Source organism: Dactylosporangium sp. CA-092794 (assembly GCF_050948465.1).
Taxonomy (GTDB): Bacteria; Actinomycetota; Actinomycetes; order Mycobacteriales; family Micromonosporaceae; genus Dactylosporangium.
The window spans coordinates 11,073,312-11,091,205 of record NZ_CP192044.1; the positions used below are offsets into that span (position 1 = coordinate 11,073,312).

Annotated in this window: 16 protein-coding genes; 14 read left to right on the forward strand and 2 right to left on the reverse strand. The window is 72.1% G+C overall.

The features are described 5' to 3' along the window. Nucleotides 1-389 precede the first annotated feature (389 nt). The 12 genes from ACQPXD_RS47790 (at nt 390) to ACQPXD_RS47845 (ending at nt 10,849) form a co-directional block, all read left to right on the forward strand. Nucleotides 390-2,900, forward strand: a complete 2,511-nt coding sequence (locus ACQPXD_RS47790; RefSeq protein ID WP_432830397.1) for a flagellar hook-length control protein FliK — start codon at nt 390-392, stop codon at nt 2,898-2,900. 89 nt (nt 2,901-2,989) lie between these two features. Beyond that, entirely contained in the window at nt 2,990-3,433 is a 444-nt protein-coding gene (locus tag ACQPXD_RS47795; protein WP_432830399.1) for a flagellar hook capping FlgD N-terminal domain-containing protein, read from the forward strand. A 14-nt stretch (nt 3,434-3,447) separates the two neighbouring features. Continuing rightward, nucleotides 3,448-4,671, forward strand: coding sequence for a flagellar hook protein FlgE (locus ACQPXD_RS47800; RefSeq protein ID WP_432830401.1), 1,224 nt, complete (start codon nt 3,448-3,450; stop codon nt 4,669-4,671). Nucleotides 4,672-4,687: 16 nt separating this feature from the next. Then, nucleotides 4,688-4,972 (forward strand): flagellar FlbD family protein, encoded by a 285-nt coding sequence (locus ACQPXD_RS47805; RefSeq protein ID WP_432830403.1) that lies wholly within the window; start codon nt 4,688-4,690, stop codon nt 4,970-4,972. 5 nt (nt 4,973-4,977) lie between these two features. Then, entirely contained in the window at nt 4,978-5,751 is a 774-nt protein-coding gene (locus ACQPXD_RS47810; protein ID WP_432830405.1) for a flagellar motor protein, read from the forward strand. 706 nt (nt 5,752-6,457) lie between these two features. Then, complete coding sequence (locus ACQPXD_RS47815) at nt 6,458-6,871, forward strand: flagellar basal body-associated FliL family protein (protein WP_432830407.1); 414 nt, start codon at nt 6,458-6,460, stop codon at nt 6,869-6,871. Between the two features lie 57 nt (nt 6,872-6,928). After that, nucleotides 6,929-7,948 carry a flagellar motor switch protein FliM gene (locus ACQPXD_RS47820; RefSeq protein WP_432830409.1) on the forward strand — a complete coding sequence of 340 codons (1,020 nt, stop codon included), beginning with the start codon at nt 6,929-6,931 and terminating at the stop codon, nt 7,946-7,948. Next, nucleotides 7,945-8,688, forward strand: a complete 744-nt coding sequence (gene fliN / locus ACQPXD_RS47825; protein ID WP_432830410.1) for a flagellar motor switch protein FliN — start codon at nt 7,945-7,947, stop codon at nt 8,686-8,688. Before ACQPXD_RS47820 ends, fliN begins: the two co-directional genes overlap by 4 nt. A 14-nt stretch (nt 8,689-8,702) precedes the next feature. Beyond that, nucleotides 8,703-9,005, forward strand: a complete 303-nt coding sequence (locus ACQPXD_RS47830) for a FliO/MopB family protein (RefSeq protein WP_432830412.1) — start codon at nt 8,703-8,705, stop codon at nt 9,003-9,005. Next, the gene (fliP, locus tag ACQPXD_RS47835; protein ID WP_432830414.1) at nt 9,002-9,799 is read left to right on the forward strand and encodes a flagellar type III secretion system pore protein FliP; all 798 of its coding nucleotides are present in this window, start codon (nt 9,002-9,004) and stop codon (nt 9,797-9,799) included. Before ACQPXD_RS47830 ends, fliP begins: the two co-directional genes overlap by 4 nt. 17 nt (nt 9,800-9,816) lie before the next feature. Continuing rightward, nucleotides 9,817-10,092, forward strand: coding sequence for a flagellar biosynthesis protein FliQ (gene fliQ, locus ACQPXD_RS47840; protein ID WP_432830416.1), 276 nt, complete (start codon nt 9,817-9,819; stop codon nt 10,090-10,092). Beyond that, on the forward strand, nt 10,082-10,849 hold the full coding sequence (locus ACQPXD_RS47845) for a flagellar biosynthetic protein FliR (protein WP_432830418.1): 768 nt from the start codon (nt 10,082-10,084) through the stop codon (nt 10,847-10,849). Before fliQ ends, ACQPXD_RS47845 begins: the two co-directional genes overlap by 11 nt. Here ACQPXD_RS47845 and ACQPXD_RS47850 read toward each other — a convergent pair. Continuing rightward, entirely contained in the window at nt 10,835-11,923 is a 1,089-nt protein-coding gene (locus tag ACQPXD_RS47850; RefSeq protein WP_432830420.1) for an EscU/YscU/HrcU family type III secretion system export apparatus switch protein, read from the reverse strand. The two genes, ACQPXD_RS47845 and ACQPXD_RS47850, sit on opposite strands and share 15 nt — an antisense overlap. Nucleotides 11,924-12,011: 88 nt before the next feature. Continuing rightward, nucleotides 12,012-13,244 carry an EAL and HDOD domain-containing protein gene (locus ACQPXD_RS47855; RefSeq protein ID WP_432830422.1) on the reverse strand — a complete coding sequence of 411 codons (1,233 nt, stop codon included), beginning with the start codon at nt 13,242-13,244 and terminating at the stop codon, nt 12,012-12,014. A 101-nt stretch (nt 13,245-13,345) separates the two neighbouring features. Between ACQPXD_RS47855 and flhA the strand changes: the two genes are divergently transcribed. Continuing rightward, nucleotides 13,346-15,391, forward strand: a complete 2,046-nt coding sequence (flhA, locus tag ACQPXD_RS47860) for a flagellar biosynthesis protein FlhA (protein ID WP_432830424.1) — start codon at nt 13,346-13,348, stop codon at nt 15,389-15,391. Then, entirely contained in the window at nt 15,381-17,894 is a 2,514-nt protein-coding gene (locus ACQPXD_RS47865) for a hypothetical protein (protein WP_432830426.1), read from the forward strand. The genes flhA and ACQPXD_RS47865 overlap by 11 nt, the downstream gene beginning before the upstream one ends.

The window sequence follows — 17,894 nt, forward strand, 5'->3', positions numbered from 1 at the left end:
TCTCGGCCGCCCGCGCCCGCTTGGATCCGCGACGCCGCGGTCCCGGACCCAGCGACCCGCGCGACATGGACCCTCCCCGCCGCCACGCGCGGCCGCGCTCCGACAGGGCGGACTCTGCGCGCGGTCAAGACCCGAGGGATGCGGCTCAGGCACCGTCTTCGGGCCCGCGCAAGGCGAAGCGTCCGCAGCATCCCGACCGCGCGGACGCCGCCGTCGCACCCGGGCCGCCGGAGTCCGCATCGGCATCTTTGGCCGTCGTCGCGATGGCTGCGACACCGCTCCCGAACCCGGCAGCCCCCTCCCCCACAGCGTCACCGACGCCCGGAGGCCCGGTGCCGGCCCCACCGGCCGCAACGGCCGCCCGCTCTCAGCCGGACGGCCTTGTCGGCTTGGACGGCACACCCACCACGACCACACCGCAAGCCGCGCCGCTCACCGCCGACACCGCGCTGCCCACCACCAACATCGCGCTTCCCACCACCAACGCCGCGCTCTCCACCAGCAACGCCGCGCCACTCATCGGCAGCACCGCGGCGGTCACCGCAGCCGCCGCGCAAGTCGCCGCGAACGCCGGATCGGCGAGCGGCGCGGGCACGGGCGACGCGACCGCGGCGGGCCACAGCACCACGGCGAGCGACGCGACCGCGGCGGGCCACAGCACCACGGCGGGCAACACGACCGGGGTGGGCCACAGCACCACGGCGGGCAACACGACCGGGGTGGGCCACGGGGCCACCGCGGGCAACACGACCGGGGTGGGTCACGGCACCACGGCAGGCAACACGACCGGGGTGGGTCACGGCGCCATGGCGGGCGACACAACCGTGGCGGGCCATGGGGCCACCGCGGGCAACACGACCGGGGTGGGGCACGGCGCCATGGCGGGCGACGCGACCGCGCGTGGGCTACGGGCTCAGCGGGGCGACGTCGATCCGCGCGGCCAGGCGACCGCACGCGACCGCGCGGGCGCCGCAAACTCCGCTCGGCGCGACGCCGCCGTCTCAGCGCTGGCGCAGGCGGTTCTCGGCCCCGACGCCGCGCTCCGCGGCGCCCTCGCGGCCGAGCTGGCGGAACAGCTCGCCACCGTCGCGGGCACGCCGGGTCTCCAACCGGCGCAACCATCCGCATCCGCGCGGCTCGAGGCGGTGCGCCTGGCGGCCCTCGCCACGGCACCGTCCGCCGCGCCCGCGCCCGCGCCGGACGCCCCGAAGCCTTCGGGCCAAGACGCAGCGAACGGTGCGGTCGCTCAGGGCTCGATCGACGCCCATGGCCCGGATGCGGCGCCGTCGAGCTCCGCGAACCGCTCGAACGGAGCGGAGGCGCTCGTCGCGGCGCCGGACCAACCGCCGGGGAGCACGGTCGGCGGCGTTCCGCGTCCGGGCGCTACCGAGCGGCACGGAGCACCGTGGGGCGCCCCCGCGGCCGCTATCGACCAATCCCCGCCGCTGAGCGCCACGGTCGCGAGCCAATCGCCGCCCGAGCAGGGTGCCACCGACGTGGCGACCAATCGGACCCAAACGACCGGCGGCCGCGCGGACGCGGCGGTCGTTCGGGCCCAAACGATAGCGGATCGCGCGGACGCGGCTGAGCTGCCGGCGGGTGGGACCGACGCGCTGGTCGGGGGCGTGGCCGACGCTGACGCGCGCGGAGGCGCCAGTCGAATGGCGGACGGGGCACCCTTGCCGGCCATGGCCGGCGGGGCGGACGCGTCCCTGCCTACCGCCACCGCGCCGGGAGTCGTCGCGGCCCCGGGCGCCCTCGCGGCGCAGGGGAACGACGCGACGCCGGCGGCCCACTCGGCGCCAGGGAGCGACCGGACCCTGGGGAGCGATGCAACGCCCGGGAGCGACCCGACGTCGGTGACGCAGGGAAACGACACGACCTCGGGGAACGACACAACGTCCGGGAGCAACCCGACGCCAGGGAGCGATTCGACGTCGGGGCCTGTCGCGACGCCGGGGAATGGCGCGACGCCGGGGAATGGCACGGCGCCGGGGAATGGCACGGCGCCGGGGAATGGCACGGCGCCGGGGAGAAATGCAGGGCCAGGGCACGACGTGACGCGGGCGAGCCATCGGGCGTCGGCGAACGACCAGGCGCTCGGGAGCGGCTCGGCGCCCGGGGGTGACTCGGCGTCGGCGACGCGCGCGACGCTCGGGAGCGACACGGCGATGGGAAGTGACACGGGCTCGGCGGGGCTCGCGACGACGGGGAACGACAGTTCGCTGACGAGCGGCACAACGCCGGGAAGCGGTACAACGCCGGGGGCGGTCGCGGCACCGGGAAGCGGCGCGGCGCCGGCGACGGTCGTGGCACCGGGGAGCTTCGTGGTGGCGGGGGGCGGCGCGGGGGCGGGGGGCGGCGCGGGGGCTGGGGCGAGTGACGTTTGGGGGGCGGCTGGCGGCGGGGCGGTCGCGGGGTCGGACCGGATGATGCCGGGGCAGGCCGCCTGGGGCAGCGTCGCGCCGCAGATCGTGAGCGTGCTGGGGCCGCTGCGCAAGGGGGCCGACGGCGTCCACCGGATGACGGTGCGGCTGCATCCCGAGGAGCTCGGGCCGGTCAGCGTGCTGGCCGAGGTGCGCGACGGGGCGATCGCCGTGCGGCTGCGGGCCGAGCGGGAGGCGGGGCAGGTCGCGCTGGCGGCCGCGCTGCCGGCGATGCAAGGGGATCTGCGCGAGGCCGGGTTCGCCGACTGCAGTCTCGCGCTCCAGCAGGGCGATTCCGGCGCCGTGGGGTCGCAACTGCACCAGGAAACCACCTCGGGTGGCAACCAATCGCAACATTTCTCAGGTTGGCAGCCGCCGGGACGATCTCAACGACGTGGGCCGGAACGGGATCGGACCGGCGCGGCGGTGGACGCCGTGCGGCCGGCCGACGGGCTGGTCGATCTGAGGCTCTGACCGGAAGTACCGGGAAAACCGAAGCAACGAAACAAGGGAGTGCGGCCATCACCACGCCGACGCCGGTCAGTGGCAACGTCGCCGACTATGTGCCGAAGACGAGCGCACCGACCAAGAAACCAGACTCCGACGAAGCCGCCAAGCCAGGGGGCGACCTGGGCAAGGACGCCTTCCTGAAGCTGCTCGTGGCCCAGCTGAAGTACCAGGATCCGAGCAAGCCGATGGACAACTCGGAGTTCCTGGCGCAGACGGCGCAGTTCAGCACCGTCGAGAAGCTCACCGACCTCGCGGGGGTCGAGCAGAGCCTGCTCACCGCCCAGCTGCAGCTCGGCGCGAGCAGTCTGATCGGCCGGAGCGTGACGTACACCGACAAGGAAGGCAAGGCTCAGACGGGCCTTGTGACGTCGGCGAAGTTCGCCGGCACCACGGCGACCGTGCACGTCGGGGACGCCGACGTCGCGCTCGCCGACATCACCGAAGTCAAGGCTGCCGCCGATCAAGGGGCACAGCCGAAGAGCGACCAGAAGGCCTGAAGGGACAACCCCACATGCTCCGCTCATTGTTCTCAGGCATCAGCGGCCTGCGCGCCCACCAGCAGATGATGGACGTCACCAGCAACAACATCGCCAACGTCAACACCGTGGGGTACAAGGCCGCGCAGACGGTGTTCGCCGACACGCTGAGCCAGATGATGCGCTCCGCGGGGGCGCCGCAGCCGGGGCAGGGCGGCACCAACCCGGCGCAGGTGGGTTTGGGGGTACGGCTCGCGGCGATCAACACCAGCTTCGTGCAGGGGTCGGCGCAGACGACCGGGCGGGCGACCGACGTGATGATCTCCGGCGACGGCTTCTTCGTGGTGAACTCGGTCAACGAGCAGCTCTACACCCGGGCCGGCGCGTTCAACTTCGACGCCGAGGGCAAGCTGGTAACGCCGACCGGTGCGGCCGTGCAGGGCTGGCCGGCGGTCAACGGCGTGGTCAACACCAACGCGCCGCTGGGCGACATCCGGCTGCCGATGGGCACGCTGATCGCGCCGACCGCGACCGACACCGTGGTCATCGCGGGCAACCTGCCGGCCAACGCGCCGGACCCGACGACGATCACCCGCTCGATCAAGACCTACGACGTCACGGGCAACACGGTGACACTGACGGAGGACTTCACCTTCACCGGCGGCGCCTGGTCGGTGAGCGTGTCCGACGGGACGAACTCGGTCGGGCCCACGGCGCTGTCGTTCGGGCCCAACGGGGTGATCACCGGGCCGACGTTCACCGACACGAACGGCGCGACCAAGGTCGGGCTGATGTTCGACCCGCTCAGCACCGGCTCGGGTATCGGCATCGACCTGGCCGGGCTCACGCAGTACACCGGAAACACGACGGTGCAGCCGCTGAGCCAGAACGGCGCTCCGGCCGCGACGCTGCAGTCCTTCAGCATCAACCCGGACGGGCAGTTGGTGGGCGTGTTCTCCAACGGCAACAAGCAGACCGTCGCGCAGCTGGCGCTGGCGAACTTCAACAACCCGCCGGGCCTGGAGAAGGTCGGCGACTCGCTCTACCGGTTCACGGTGAACTCGGGCCTGGCCCAGGTCAGCGCGCCGGGCACGGCCGGGCTCGGCACGCTGCAGAGCGGCGCGATCGAAATGTCCAACGTCGACCTCGCGCAGGAGTTCACCAACCTCATCGTGGCCCAGCGCGGCTTCCAGGCCAACTCCAAGGTGATCAGCACGTCGGACGACGTCCTGCAGGAGCTGGTGAACCTCAAGCGGTAGCTCCTAGGGAGGGCCCGTGATTCTGCTGACCCGCCTCAACGGCCCGGTGTTCGCGCTCAACCCCGACCTGATCGAGCGGGCCGACTGCACCCCGGACACCGTGATCACGCTCGTGGACGGCACCAAGTACCTGGTCGCCGAGTCGCTGCCGGAGGTCGTGGCGCTCATCCGGCAGTACCGCGCCTCGGTCGTCGCCGAGGCGCAGAACCTGGCCGGGCAGACGCCGGACGAGCGGGCCGCGGCCGCCGCCGAGCGGGTCAAAGAGACCAACGTCGTCCGTCTGCACCGTCGGGAGCGCTGAGCACCATGGATCCGGCCACCCTCGTTGGCATCGTCCTCGCCTTCGTCGCGATCTTCGCGGCGATGATCCTGGAGGGCGGCAGCCCCGGGGCGATCTTCCTGGTCGCGCCGCTGATCCTGGTGTTCGTCGGCACCATCGGCGCGGCCATGGCCGGCGGCATGCTCAAGGACACGATCGGGCTGGTCGACTCGATCAAGCGGGTACTGCTGAGCAAGGCGGCGGTCTACGACTCACTCGTCGACGACATCGTCAAGCTCGCCGAGAAGGCCCGCCGCGAGGGCCTGCTCGCGCTGGAGGACGCGATGAAGGAGGTGCAGGACCCCTTCCTGAAGAAGGGCCTGCAGCTCGCCATCGACGGCACCGACTCCGAGGAACTGTCCACGATCCTCGAGGCCGAGGTCGAGGCCAAGAAGAAGGCCGACAAGCAGGCGGCGGCGATCTTCACCCAGATGGGCGGGTACGCCCCGACGATCGGCATCATCGGCACCGTCATCGGCCTCATCCACGTGCTGGAGAACCTCAGCGAGCCGGCGAAGCTGGGCGGGCTGATCGCGAGCGCGTTCGTGGCCACCCTGTGGGGCGTGCTGTCGGCGAACATCATCTGGCTGCCGATGGGCGCCAAGATGAAACGCCTGTCCGACATCGAGTGCGGGCAGATGGAGCTGGTCATCGCCGGCATCATCAACATCCAGGCGGGCGCGAACCCGCGCCTGGTCGCCCAGAAGCTGCGCAGCCTGCTGCCGCCGGGCACGGCCAAGGAGAAGGAAAAGGCCGCCTGACGCGCGAAGCGCGGAGAAGCCGGCCGCGGCGGAGACCGGAAGTCTCCGCGATCATGCTGTACCCGCCGCCGGCACCAACGGTTTTTCATGATCACGGAGCGCTGATGTACCCCCGTGTACCGGAAGTCTCCGGGATCATGGCAAACCCGTGGTGCGGCACCGCGCACATCATGATCACGGAGACATACGTCCGCCCCCCGCCCCGGACAGCGCCGCGACGAAGTCGCCGCAAGGCCAGGAACAGCTCAAGTGCCCGCGCAGCGGGCATGGGGGGCCTGGGGTGGGAACCCCCCGGACAGCGCCGCGACGAAGTCGCCGCAAAGCTAGGAACAGCTCAAGTGCCCGCGCAGCGGGCATGGGGGGCCTGGGGTGGGAACCCCCCGGACAGCGCCGCGACGAAGTCGCCGCAAAGGCCAGGAACAGCTCAAGTGCCCGCGCAGCGGGCATGGGGGGCCTGGGGTGGGAACCCCCCAGACGGCGCCGCGACGAAGTCGCCGCAAGGCCAGGAACAGAACAGTTACCTGGCCGCACCCGCGCGCAACTCGGGTGTCCGCCGATCGGACCGATGTGACCCCCGACGGGGTTACAAGGCGGCCGGACACGAGGAAGCCGCACACGACAACCACGAGCGGTGGCTCCAAGCCACCGGCTCTACCGACACGCGGGCGCTGCTGCCCTCGGCCACCGACTGACGAGGGAGCCCACCATGGCCAAGCACCGCAAGCTCATCATGATCGTCGCCATCGCCCTGGTCGCCCTCGTCGGCGGCGTCGGCGGGTACCTCATGTTCGCGCCCAAGCAGGCCTCCGCCGAGCCGGCCCCGAAGCCGGGCGTGGTCGCGCCGCTCGACGCGATCGCCATCAACCTCGCCGACGGGCACTACCTCAAGCTCAAGATGACCCTCCAGGCCACCGCCGAGGTCGCCGAGGCGCCGGACGGCAGCAAGGCCCTGGACATCGCGATCACGCAGTTCAGCAACCGCGACCGGGCCGGCCTGCTCACCGCCGAGGGGCGCGACCAGGCGAAGCAGGAGCTGGTGGCCGACGTGGTCAAGGCATACACGGTGGACAAGAAGAAAGAAGTTATGGACGTGTACTTCACCACATTCGTGATTCAGTAGGGGTCCGTTTCGGCCGTTTTACGTCATCCTGCACCCGAAAAGACGGATGGTTAGAGTGTGACGCAGTCATCCTCGGCGACCGGAAGCGGCCGCACGCCCGGCAAGATGAGCCGGCGCGGCGGCAAGAGCTCCGGTCCCGAGCCGTATGACTTCCGCCGGCCGACCAAGCTCTCCCGCGAGCACATCCGGACCCTGCAGATCGCCTACGAGACCTTCGCCCGGCAGTACGCCACGCTGCTGACCTCGAGCCTGCGCGCCGTCTCCCAGGTCAGCCTGATCTCCATCGAACAGCTCACCTACGACGAGTACATCAGCGGCCTGTCGAGCCCGACCATCGTCGCAATGTTCCGCATCGACCCACTGCCCGGCAACGCCATCCTGGAGTTCTCCCTGAGCACGGCCATGGCCTGCATCGACCACATGCTCGGCGGGCCCGGCGGCCCCCAGCCGCAGCGCGCGCTGAGCGACATCGAGACCCCGCTGCTCTACGGCCTCATCGAGCGGACCCTGGGCGAGCTGCGCTACGCCTTCGAGGGCATCGTCGTGCTGCGGCCGGAGCTGACCACGATCGAGTACAACCCCCAGTTCGCCCAGGCCGGCGCGGCGTCCGACGCGGTCATCGTGTCGTCGTTCGAGATGCGGGTCGGCACCGAGGAGTGCGTGGCCACGGTCTGCCTGCCGTTCGGCTCGATCTTCCCGAAGCTGCAGGGCGAGCGGGGCGAGGGCGTGCTCACCGACGCCCAGCGGGCCGCCCGGGACGCCGCCTACCGCAACGTGGTGGCCGGCCTGGAGGGCGCGCCGATCGAGGTCGCGGTGCGCTTCCAGCCGGTCCGGATGCACCCCGCCGACCTGATCGGGCTGCAGCCCGGCGACGTGGTACCGCTGGCGCACACCACGTCGACGCCGTTAGCGGTGGTGACCGCGGACATCACGTTCGCCTACGCCGTGCCCGGCGCGCAGGGCAACCGCATGGCCTGCCTGGTGGTGCCGAGCCCCCAGCCCGGCCGGCGCCCCACGCACGGCTCCCCCGCCGGGCAACTCGGCCAGAATTACCGTGCTGAGGAGACCAGCCGATGACCATCGCCACCAACGGCGCCCTGCTGGCCCGGGCCGAGGCGGCCGCCCAGGCCGCCGTGGTGTTACTGCCCGCCAGCTCCCCGCTCTCCGTCGGTGCGCCCACGCAGGACCTCGACGAGCTCGCCATCGCCGGGCAGGCGGTCCGGGCCCGCTTCGCCGGCGCGGCCCAGGGCGAGGTCGCCATCGTCGTCACCCAGGACCTCGTCGAGGCGCTGGCCAACTCCCCGATGGGCAGCCTCGACCTGAGCCAGGCGGTGCGCCCCGCCCTGGAGGCGGCCGCCGCGGTGCTCGGCCCGGTGGTGGTCGACCCCGGCGAGATCCTCGAGCCGGCGACCGCCCTCGCCGAGCTGGTCGCGACGGGCGGCGCGCTGGTGCCGCTGATCGCGGACGGGGTCGGCGTGCAGGCGGTGGTCGGCCTGGCCGTCTCGGCGGAGATCGCCGGCGGGGACGGCGGGGCGGAGGAGCGCCGCTCGGAGCGCGGCCGCGGCGGGCCGCCCGCGTTCGACCTGCTGCACGACGTCGAGATGGAGGTCACCGCGGAGCTGGGCCGGACCCGGATGAGCGTGCGGGAGCTGCTCTCGCTCGCGCCCGGGGCGGTGATCGAGCTGGACCGGGCCGCCGGTGGCCCGGCCGACCTGCTGGTCAACGGGCGGCTCATCGCGCGGGGCGAGGTGGTCGTGATCGACGAGAACTTCGGCATCCGGATCACCGAGATCGTCGGCCCGAGCGACCGGGCCTAGCGGCGGCAATAGACATGATTGAATTGGTACTGCGCGTCCTGTGCTCACTGACGGTAGTTTTCGCAATACTCTGGGCGCTGGCGCGGCTGGTCCGCCGCCCGCTCGTCGGTCGCGGCGGGGCGACGGTCACCGTGGTGGCCCGCCAGCAGCTCAGCCGCGGCTCGTCGGTCGCGGTGGTCAAGGTCGCCGACCGCGCGCTCGTGCTCGGGGTCAGCGACGCCGGGGTGTCCCTGCTCGCCGACGCCGACGCGACGCTCTTCCCGGAGCCGCCGCCGGTCGAGCACCCGGCCCTGAAGCTCTTCCGGGGCCGGCGATGAGCCGGTTCCTGCTGCTCATGTGCGCGCTGGCGGTACTGCTCGCGCCGGCCCTCGCGCCCGGCGTCGCCGAGGCGGTGCCGACCCCGCGGCCACCGGTCGCGCCGAGCGCGCCCGTGATCGACGGCTCCCCGGACGGTACCGTCAACATCGACGTCAACGGCGTCAAGCCGAGCCAGTCGATCACGATCCTGATCGCGCTGACACTGCTGTCCGTGGCGCCGGCGCTGCTGCTCACCATGACGTCGTTCACGAAGGTGTTCGTCGTGCTGAGCATCACCCGAAACGCACTGGGCCTCAGCAACGTGCCGCCCAATCAGGTGCTCGCCGGATTGGCGCTGTTCATCAGCCTGTTCATCATGTCGCCGGTACTGTCGGACGTGAACAACCAGGGCGTGCAACCCTATCTGCACGGCGAGAAGACCCAGTCGGTGGCATTCTCCGACGGCGTCGCGCCGCTGCGGCAGTTCATGCTCAAACAGACCCGCAAGGACGAGATCGCGCTCTTCACGAAGATCGCCGACCGGCCCGCCCCGAAGAACAAGGACGACGTACCGCTCACCACCCTGATTCCCGCGTTCGTGCTTTCGGAGCTGCGCGCCGCGTTCATCATCGGCTTCGTCGTCTACATCCCGTTCCTGGTGATCGACATGGTGGTCTCGGCCGCGCTCATGTCGCTGGGCATGATGATGCTGCCGCCGGTCACCATCGCCCTGCCCTTCAAACTCCTGCTGTTCGTGCTGGTCAACGGGTGGGGGCTGATCCTCACCGCGTTGGTGGCCAGCTATCGCGGCTGATCGCGAGGTACCGAAAAATGACCGACACGAAAATCATCGAACTGAGCCTGCAGGCGATGACCATCGCGGTGAAACTGGGCGCACCGATCCTCGTCACCGCCCTCATCGTCGGCTTCGCGGTGTCGCTGTTCCAGTCGGTGACCCAGATCCAGGAAAGCACGCTGTCGTTCGTGCCGAAGGCCGCCGCCATCGGCCTGGCGCTGGTGCTCGCCGGCAACTGGATGCTGCACGAAATGGTCGCCTACACCGAGCAGCTCTACGCCCAGATTCCCGACCTCGTCAATGGCGCTTGAGCTTTCCCTCGCCACGGTCATGGCGATCCTGCTGGCCTCGGTCCGGGCCGGGGTGTGGCTGGCGCTGAGCCCGCCGTTCAGCAACCGCGGCACGCCGGCGGCGGTGAAGGCCCTGCTGTCCGTGGCGATCGCCCTGCCGCTGGCCCCGCGCCTGGCCCCGCAGGTGCCGCCGGACCTGTCGGCCGGCTACCTCATCGCGAGCGCGGTCGAGCAGGCGGCCGTGGGCGCGGCGCTGGCCTTCCTGACCATGCTGATCTTCGCCGCCACCCAGATCGCGGGCAACCTCGTCGACCTCGTCGGCGGCTTCACTCTGGCCTTCGCGATGGACCCGTTCTCCCTGCAGGGCAACGCCGTGTTCGGCCGGTTCTACGGCCTCATCACGATGGCGCTCATGTACGCCACCGATGCGCACCAGCTGATCCTGCGCGGGTTCACGCAGTCGTACCGCGCGATCCCCCTCGACGGCACGATGTCGCTGTCGAACTTCACCCAGCTGGTCACGACCGGCGCGGGCGAGATGTTCCTGGCGGGCCTGCAGATCGCGGCCCCGCTGATCGCGATCATGCTGGCCGTGGACGTCGCGCTGGGGCTGCTGACCCGCGCGGCGCCGGCGCTGAACCCGTTCTCGTTCGGCTTCCCGGCCAAGATCCTGCTGACCCTGACCGTGGCCGGCACGGCGATGATGCTGCTGCCCAACGCGATCGCCAACCTGACGACCCGCTCGCTGACGCTGGTCCTGCGCCTACTGGGCGGCTGAGCCGAGCACGTTGGTGTGCAGCCCGGCCGCCGAGCCCTTGGACTTGAGCAGCATGATGAACGCGAGGATCCGGGCGACCGCGCCGAACAGCTCCGCCGGGATCTCCTCGCCGAGGTCGCAGGCGGCGAAGAGCGCGCGAGCCAGCGCCGGCTCCCGCACGACCGGCACCCGGTGCTCGGTGGCGACCTCACGGATGCGGGCGGCGATCACCCCGGCGCCCTTGGCGACGACCCGCGGGGCGCCCTTGTCCGGCTCGTAGCGCAGCGCCACCGCCACGTGGGTCGGGTTGACCACGACCACGTCGGCCTGCGGCACGTCGGCGATCATCCGGCCGCGGGCCATCGCGTGCTGGCGGGCCCGGATCTGGCCCTTGACGTGCGGGTCGCCCTCGGACTTCTTCTGCTCCTCCTTGACCTCCTCCTTGGACATCTTCAGCTGCTTGCCGACCCGCCGCTTCGCCACGGCGTAGTCGGCCGCGGCGAGCACCAGGCCGGTCGCCGCCGCGATCTGCACCACGTGCAGGACGGTGCTCGCGACCATGCCGATGACCGTCTGCAGCGGTACCGTCGTCGCGGACAGCAGCGCCGGCACGAGGTTGCGCATGGCGTTCGCCACGACCAAGCCCAGGACCAGCACCTTGAACAGCGACTTGACCGACTCCCAGGCCGCCTGGCCGCCGAAGGTCCGCTTGAGGCCGCTGATCGGGTTGAGGCGCTTGAAATCGGGCTTGAACATCTTCGTCGCCGGGCGCAGGCCGCCCTGCGCGGCCGAGGCCAGAATCGCGAACGCGAACAGCCCCACGGTGATCGGCGCGGCGATCACCACCATGTCCTTCGCGGCGGATTTCACCAGCCCGAGGGCCTTCGCCGGCTCCGGGTCGGTGAAGGCCTGGGTACCGCGCACGAACAGCGCCTGCGTGCGGTTCATGATCTCGCGGGCCATGGCCGGGATGAGCAGGCTGGCCAGCAGCACGCCGCCCCAGGCACCGAGGTCGGGCGTGCGGGCCCGGGTGCCCTCCCGGCGCGCCCGCCGTTTGCGCTGCTCGGTGGGCTGCTCGGTCTTCTCCCCGGCCATCGGCTACGCCGCTTTCTTCATCGCCGCTTCGTTCCCGGCCATCGGCTACGCCGCTTGCTTCAGAGCCGCTGTGTTCCCCGCCGTCGGGCTATGCGGCGCCGGTGCCCAGCGCTCCCTCGATGGTCTTCATCGACCAGCCGACGGCGGCGAGGTAGGCCTTGGCCAGCTCGCTGGAGGAGACCGGCGAGGCGGCCAGGGCCTGCTCGTCGGCCAGCTCGTACGCCCGGACCACCGACAGCACCTGGCCGAGCCGCCCGTGGCCGTCGACCAGCGCCTCGACCACCTCGACGGTCAGCGGCAGCCGCGCGGCGATCTCGTCGATCGGCTCGGAGATGAGCTCGGCGACGCCGGCGAGCAGGCCCACGGTGAACGCCGCCTCGCCGGACAGGCCCAGCCGCTCGGCGACGGTCTGGCACAGCCGCGCCCGCGCCATCGTGGCCGACAGCTGCTCCTCGCCGGCCGACTCGGCCACGTCGCTGACCAGCATCAGCGCCGCCCACTGGCGGATCTTCGCGGAGCCGAGCAGGACCACCGCGTCGCGCACGGAGGCGACCTTGCGCGGCAGGCCGCTGGCGGCCGAATTCGTCGCCCGCAGCACCCGGTAGGACAGGGCCGGGTCGCTCTGCACGATCGACACGACCTTGGCCAGGTCGGCGTCCTCGGCGGTCACCGCGCCCAGCAGCTCGAGCCGGCGCAGCCGGGACGGCGACAGGGCGACCGCGGTCAGCACCTGCGGGCGGCCGACCGCGTACCCCTGCAGCAGCTCGAAGCCGAAGCGCTTGGCCAGCAGGATGTGCTCCTCGGTCTCCAGGCGCTCCGCGACGAGCTTCACCCCCGGGTACCGCCGGCACTGCTCGACCACCGCGGCCAGTTCGTCGGGCTCCCGGATCAGCAGGTCCAGCTTCACGTAGGCGGCGAGGCCGAGCAGCCGCTCATGGCCCAGGCCGAAGACGAAGTCGTCGAGGGCGATCTCGTAGCCCTGCTCGACCAGGCGGGCGGTGCCGGCGATCACCGCGTCGTCGATCTCGACGGTCTCCAGGATCTCCAGGATCGCGTGGTCGGGGTCGAACGGCAGCGGCAGATCGCCGACGAGGAAGTCGCGGGTCAGGTTGATGAAGCACTTCCGGCCACCGACGAGCTGCTCCAGCCCGAACTCGGTGAACGCGTTGACGATGACCTGGCTGGTGGCGTAGGCACTGCGCCGGGTGGCCTCGATGTCCTCGGCGGCGCCGCGGAAGAGCAGCTCGTAGCCCACGACGTGGCCGCCCCAGTCGTAGATGGGCTGGCGGCCGATGTGGACGAGCTGGGTCGAGTCGGTCACGGACGAGGCTGCTGCGGGCTGCACGTTTCAACGATCGGCACCGGGCGCTGCAACCCAAGGAAAACCCTCAGAAGTACCCGAACCGCACCGATCAGTCCACCGTGGCGAAGCGCCTCTCGCAGTACGTCGTACCCATCGGCATCGTCCTGATCATCCTGATGATGGTCGTGCCGCTGCCGTCGTTCGTCCTGGACGCGCTGATCGCCACGAACATCACGCTCGCCCTGGTCATCGTCCTGGTGAGCATGTACGTCAAGCGGCCGCTCGAGTTCTCCTCGTTCCCGTCCCTGCTGCTCGTCGCCACCCTCTTCCGGCTGGCGCTGAACATCAGCGCGACCCGGCTGGTGCTCACCAACGGCTTCGCCGGCCACGTGATCGACGCGTTCGGCCACTTCGTGGTCGGCGGCTCGCTCATCGTCGGCCTGGTCATCTTCCTGATCCTGTTCATCATCCAGTTCATCGTCGTCACCCGCGGCGCCGAGCGGGTCGCCGAGGTCGGCGCCCGGTTCACCCTGGACGCGATGCCCGGCAAGCAGATGGCCATCGACGCCGACCTCAACGCCGGGCTGATCGACGAGGCCACCGCGCGCCAGCGCCGCGCCGAGATCACCGCCGAGGCGAGCTTCTACGGCGCGATGGACGGCGCCTCGAAGTTCGTCAAGGGCGACGCGATCGCGGCGATCATCATCACCGTCGTCAACCTCGTCGGCGGCTTCGCGATCGGCATGCTGCAGCGCGGGCTGTCGCCGCAGGACTCGATCTCGACGTACTCGCTGCTCTCCGTCGGCGACGGCCTGGTGTCGCAGATCCCGGCCCTGCTGCTGTCCGTGGCCACCGGCCTCATCGTCACCCGGTCGGCCAACGACGGCGACATGGGCACGACGGTCAGCCGCCAGCTCAGCCAGCACCGCCGCGCCCTGCAGATCGGCGGCGGCGCGGTGCTGGCCCTGTGCGTCGTGCCCGGCCTGCCGAAGCTGCCGTTCCTGCTGGCCGGCGGCGCGGCGCTGCTCATCGCCACCCGCCTGCCCAAGCAGGGCGAGCCGACCGCCGAGGAGCAGGCCGCGGCCGCCGAGGCGGAGCCGGCCCCGCCGGACCCGACCGAGGTGCTGCTGGGCGAGATGCGGGTCGACCCGCTGGAGCTGGCGCTCGCCCCCGACCTCGTCGACCTGGTCGACGCCAGCGGCGGCGACCTGCTCGAGCGCGTCCGCGCGCTGCGCCGCAAGGTCGCCCTGGAGCTGGGCATCGTGATGCCGCCGGTGCGCACGCGCGACGACCTGGAGCTGCCGCTGTCCACCTACGTGGTGCGCATCAGCGGCGTCGAGGTCGGCCGCGGCCAGGCCCCGCCCGGCACCGTGCTGGCCATCGGCGACGGCCTGGACTTCCTGCCCGGCCGGGCCGGCGTCGAGCCGGTCTTCGGCCTGGCCGGCAAGTGGGTACCGGCGGAGCTGCGCCACCAGGCCGACCTCACCGGCGCCACGGTCGTCGACCGGGCGTCGGTCATCATCACGCACCTGGCGGAGATCGTCCGGGTCCACGCGAGCCGCCTGCTCGGCCGCGAGGACGTGCGCGCCCTGACCGAGGTGGTCAAGCGCACGCACCCGGTCGTCGTGGAGGAGCTCACCCCCGCCGCGCTCAGCCTGGGCCAGGTCCAGCAGGTGCTGCAGGGCATGCTCGACGAGGGCGTGCCGATCCGCGACCTGGTGCGCATCTTCGAGTCGCTGTCGCTGCACGCCAAGCAGTCCGCCGACCCCGACACCCTGCTGGAGGCGGCCCGCGCCGCGCTCGGCCCGGCGATCGCGAACCGTTACGCGCACGACGGCACGCTCACCGCCATCACCTTGGAACCGCGCCTGGAACAGCAATTGCTGGAATCGATGCGCCCCACCGACAACGGCCTGCAACTGCTCATCGACACCGGCCGAGCGGAATCCATTCTGGCGGACCTGACACGCCTCACCGAACAGGGCGAGGAACGCGGCGTCAGCCCCGTGCTCGTCTGTTCCCCGCAACTACGGGCCGCGTTGCGCAGACTGGTGCAGATGGCCCTTCCGCGTTTGCCGGTTTTGTCATACTCAGAGATCACCGGGAGTACGCTGCGAATTGAGACTGTTGGGGTGGTGAATGGTGCCTACCCGGTTGCTGCTTGAGGGTCGTGACCTCGACGAACTGCTCGCGCAGGTGCGCGCCGAACACGGACCCGACGCCGTCGTCATCTCCGCGGAAAAGGTCCGCACCGGCGGTGTCGGCGGCCTTTTCGGCACCCAGAAATACGAGCTGACGATCGAGATCCCGGACGTTGTCGCCTCGTCCACTGAACCATCCGCGACCCCACCCGACCAAGCCGACACGCCGAAACGCGCCATCAGCATCGAGGACTTGGCCGCTCTGGCCGACGAGGCGGAGCGCCGCGGCGAAAACCCGACGGCCGCTTCGGCATTCGCACAATTGCTCGCGGAGGCGCAGCAGGATCCGGGAGTGCGCCCGCCTACCGCCGCGGACGCTCTCAACCGCCTGCTGGGCGCCGAACCCAATGCGCCGAAGCCGCCCGACCCGGCAGTGCCGTCGGTGCGTCCGTTCCGCCCCACCGCCGACCACCCGGTGGCCAAGCTGGGCGTGCGCCAGGTCGCGCCACCCTCGCCTCCCACCGCTCCCGGCCCGGCCCGCCCGTCCCGCCCGGACGCCCCGACGTCCACGGCCTCGCCCGCCTTGCCCCACGACCGGGCGACCTCCCACGGCCTCGCCCCCGCCACCGTCCCCACCGCGGCCAACGGCGCCACCGCCGGCCCCGGGCGCGCCACGGGTGGGCCGGTCGAGCCGGGGCCGACCACCGCCGCGGGCGCTCCGGCCCGGGCCGCCGCGGCGGCCGCCGGCGCTCAAGCCGCAGCGGCCGCCGGTGCTCAAGCCCCGGCGGCCAACGGCACCGCCGCCGCCCGCGCGGAAGCGGCAAAGGCCGCCCCCAACGGCGCGCCCACCACCACCAGCACACAGACTCCAGCCAACGGCACCCCGGGCCCGCGCGGGGGCGCCGCAACCACCGCCGCCAACGCCACGGCCGCCACCACCAGCACGCAAGCGACCGCCAACGGCACCCCGGCCGCGCGCGGGGCCCGCGCGGAGGCGGCGAGGACCGTCGTGGGCCCGGCGCGCGACGCCGCCGCGACGGCCATCGGCCCGGCCGAACCCGCATCTCCCACCGAACCCGGATCTCCAACCCAGCCGGGATTTCCCACCGAGCCCGGATTTTCCACCGAGCCCGCAGCTCCCCCCGAGCCCGCAGCTCCCGCCGAGTTCGCAATTCCCACCGGGCCCGCAGCTCCCGCCGGGTCGCTGTTTCTCGCCGAGCCGCCGCCCACATCGCTGCCGGCCGGGCCGTTCGACGCCCCGCCCTGGCCACCGCGCGGTGGCCCGGCCGCCGCCGGCCGAGGCGTCCCGCGGGACGAACGGCACCACGTCGTCGGTCAGGCCGCCAACGGCCGCCGTCAGCCGCGCGGTCTGGCCGGCCACCGCGGATATCCCGCCGTCCCGGCCGCCTGGGGGCCGCCGCCGCTCGCCGACTCGCCACTGCCGCCACTGCCATTGCCGCCACCGCCGCTGCCGCGACCGAGCCGCGCCGCTCTGCTCGCCGAACGCGGGCCGGGCAGCGGGGCCTTCCCGCGCGGCCCGGTGCCCCCGCCGCCGCCATGGCCCGGCTGGGCACGTCCAACCGGATCAACCTGGTCACCCGGACCACCCGGGTCGTCCGAGTCGTCCGAGTCGCCCGGACCAACCAGGCCACCGGGGATGCCCCGAGTGCCCGGGCCTGACGCCGCGGCGCCGCGTGAGCGCGCCGATCCAATGCCAGACCGTTCCGAGCCGGCCCAGCACCGGCCTTCCGATTCCCGGCAGGAGTCCCCAATGCCTGTTGAAGCAGCGACCGCCACGGTGGAGAAGCCGCGTACCCCTCCGGCGAGCGAACGGCTCGCCGCCGGCGCGTACGCGCAGCCGGCCACCGCGCCCGCCGAGGCGACGGTCCTCCCCCGCAAGCTGCAGTCCCTCGGTGTGCCGAGTGACATCGCGGTCCAGGCGACCGGCCCCGACACGTACGCCACGATCGTCGAGGCGTTCACCGCGCTGGCCGTGGCCGAGCCGGCCCCGGACGCGCCGGGCGAGACGCTCGTCGTGGTGGGCGAGTCGACGCACGCGATGGAGGTGGCCCGCTTCGTCGCCGAGGCGCATCGCCTCGACGCGGGCCGCATCCTGTTCGCCGGGCGCAACGCCGCGGCCGCGGGCGTCGACGGCAAGCGGCGCATCACCGGCGCGCACGACGCCCGCCTGTGGGCCAAGAAGCTGCGGAAGTCCGACGCCGCGAGCGTGGTCGCGGTGGAGGCGGCCCTGGACGAGTGCGACTGGGCGGCGTCCATCGTGGAAGCGGTACGCCCGGCCGCGGTCTGGGTCGTCGTCGACGCCAGCCGCAAGACCTCGGACGTCGCGCACCACCTGCAGGGCCTGCGCCGCGTGGACGCGATCTGCCTGCGCGGCACCGGCTCCAGCGGCGACCCGGCCAGCCCGCTGTCCCTGCGCCTGCCGGTGGCGTTGCTTGATGGTCGCCCTTCCACGCCGTACCAGTGGGCCGCCATGCTCTGCGAACGACTGAGCCTGGTGGGCGGCTGA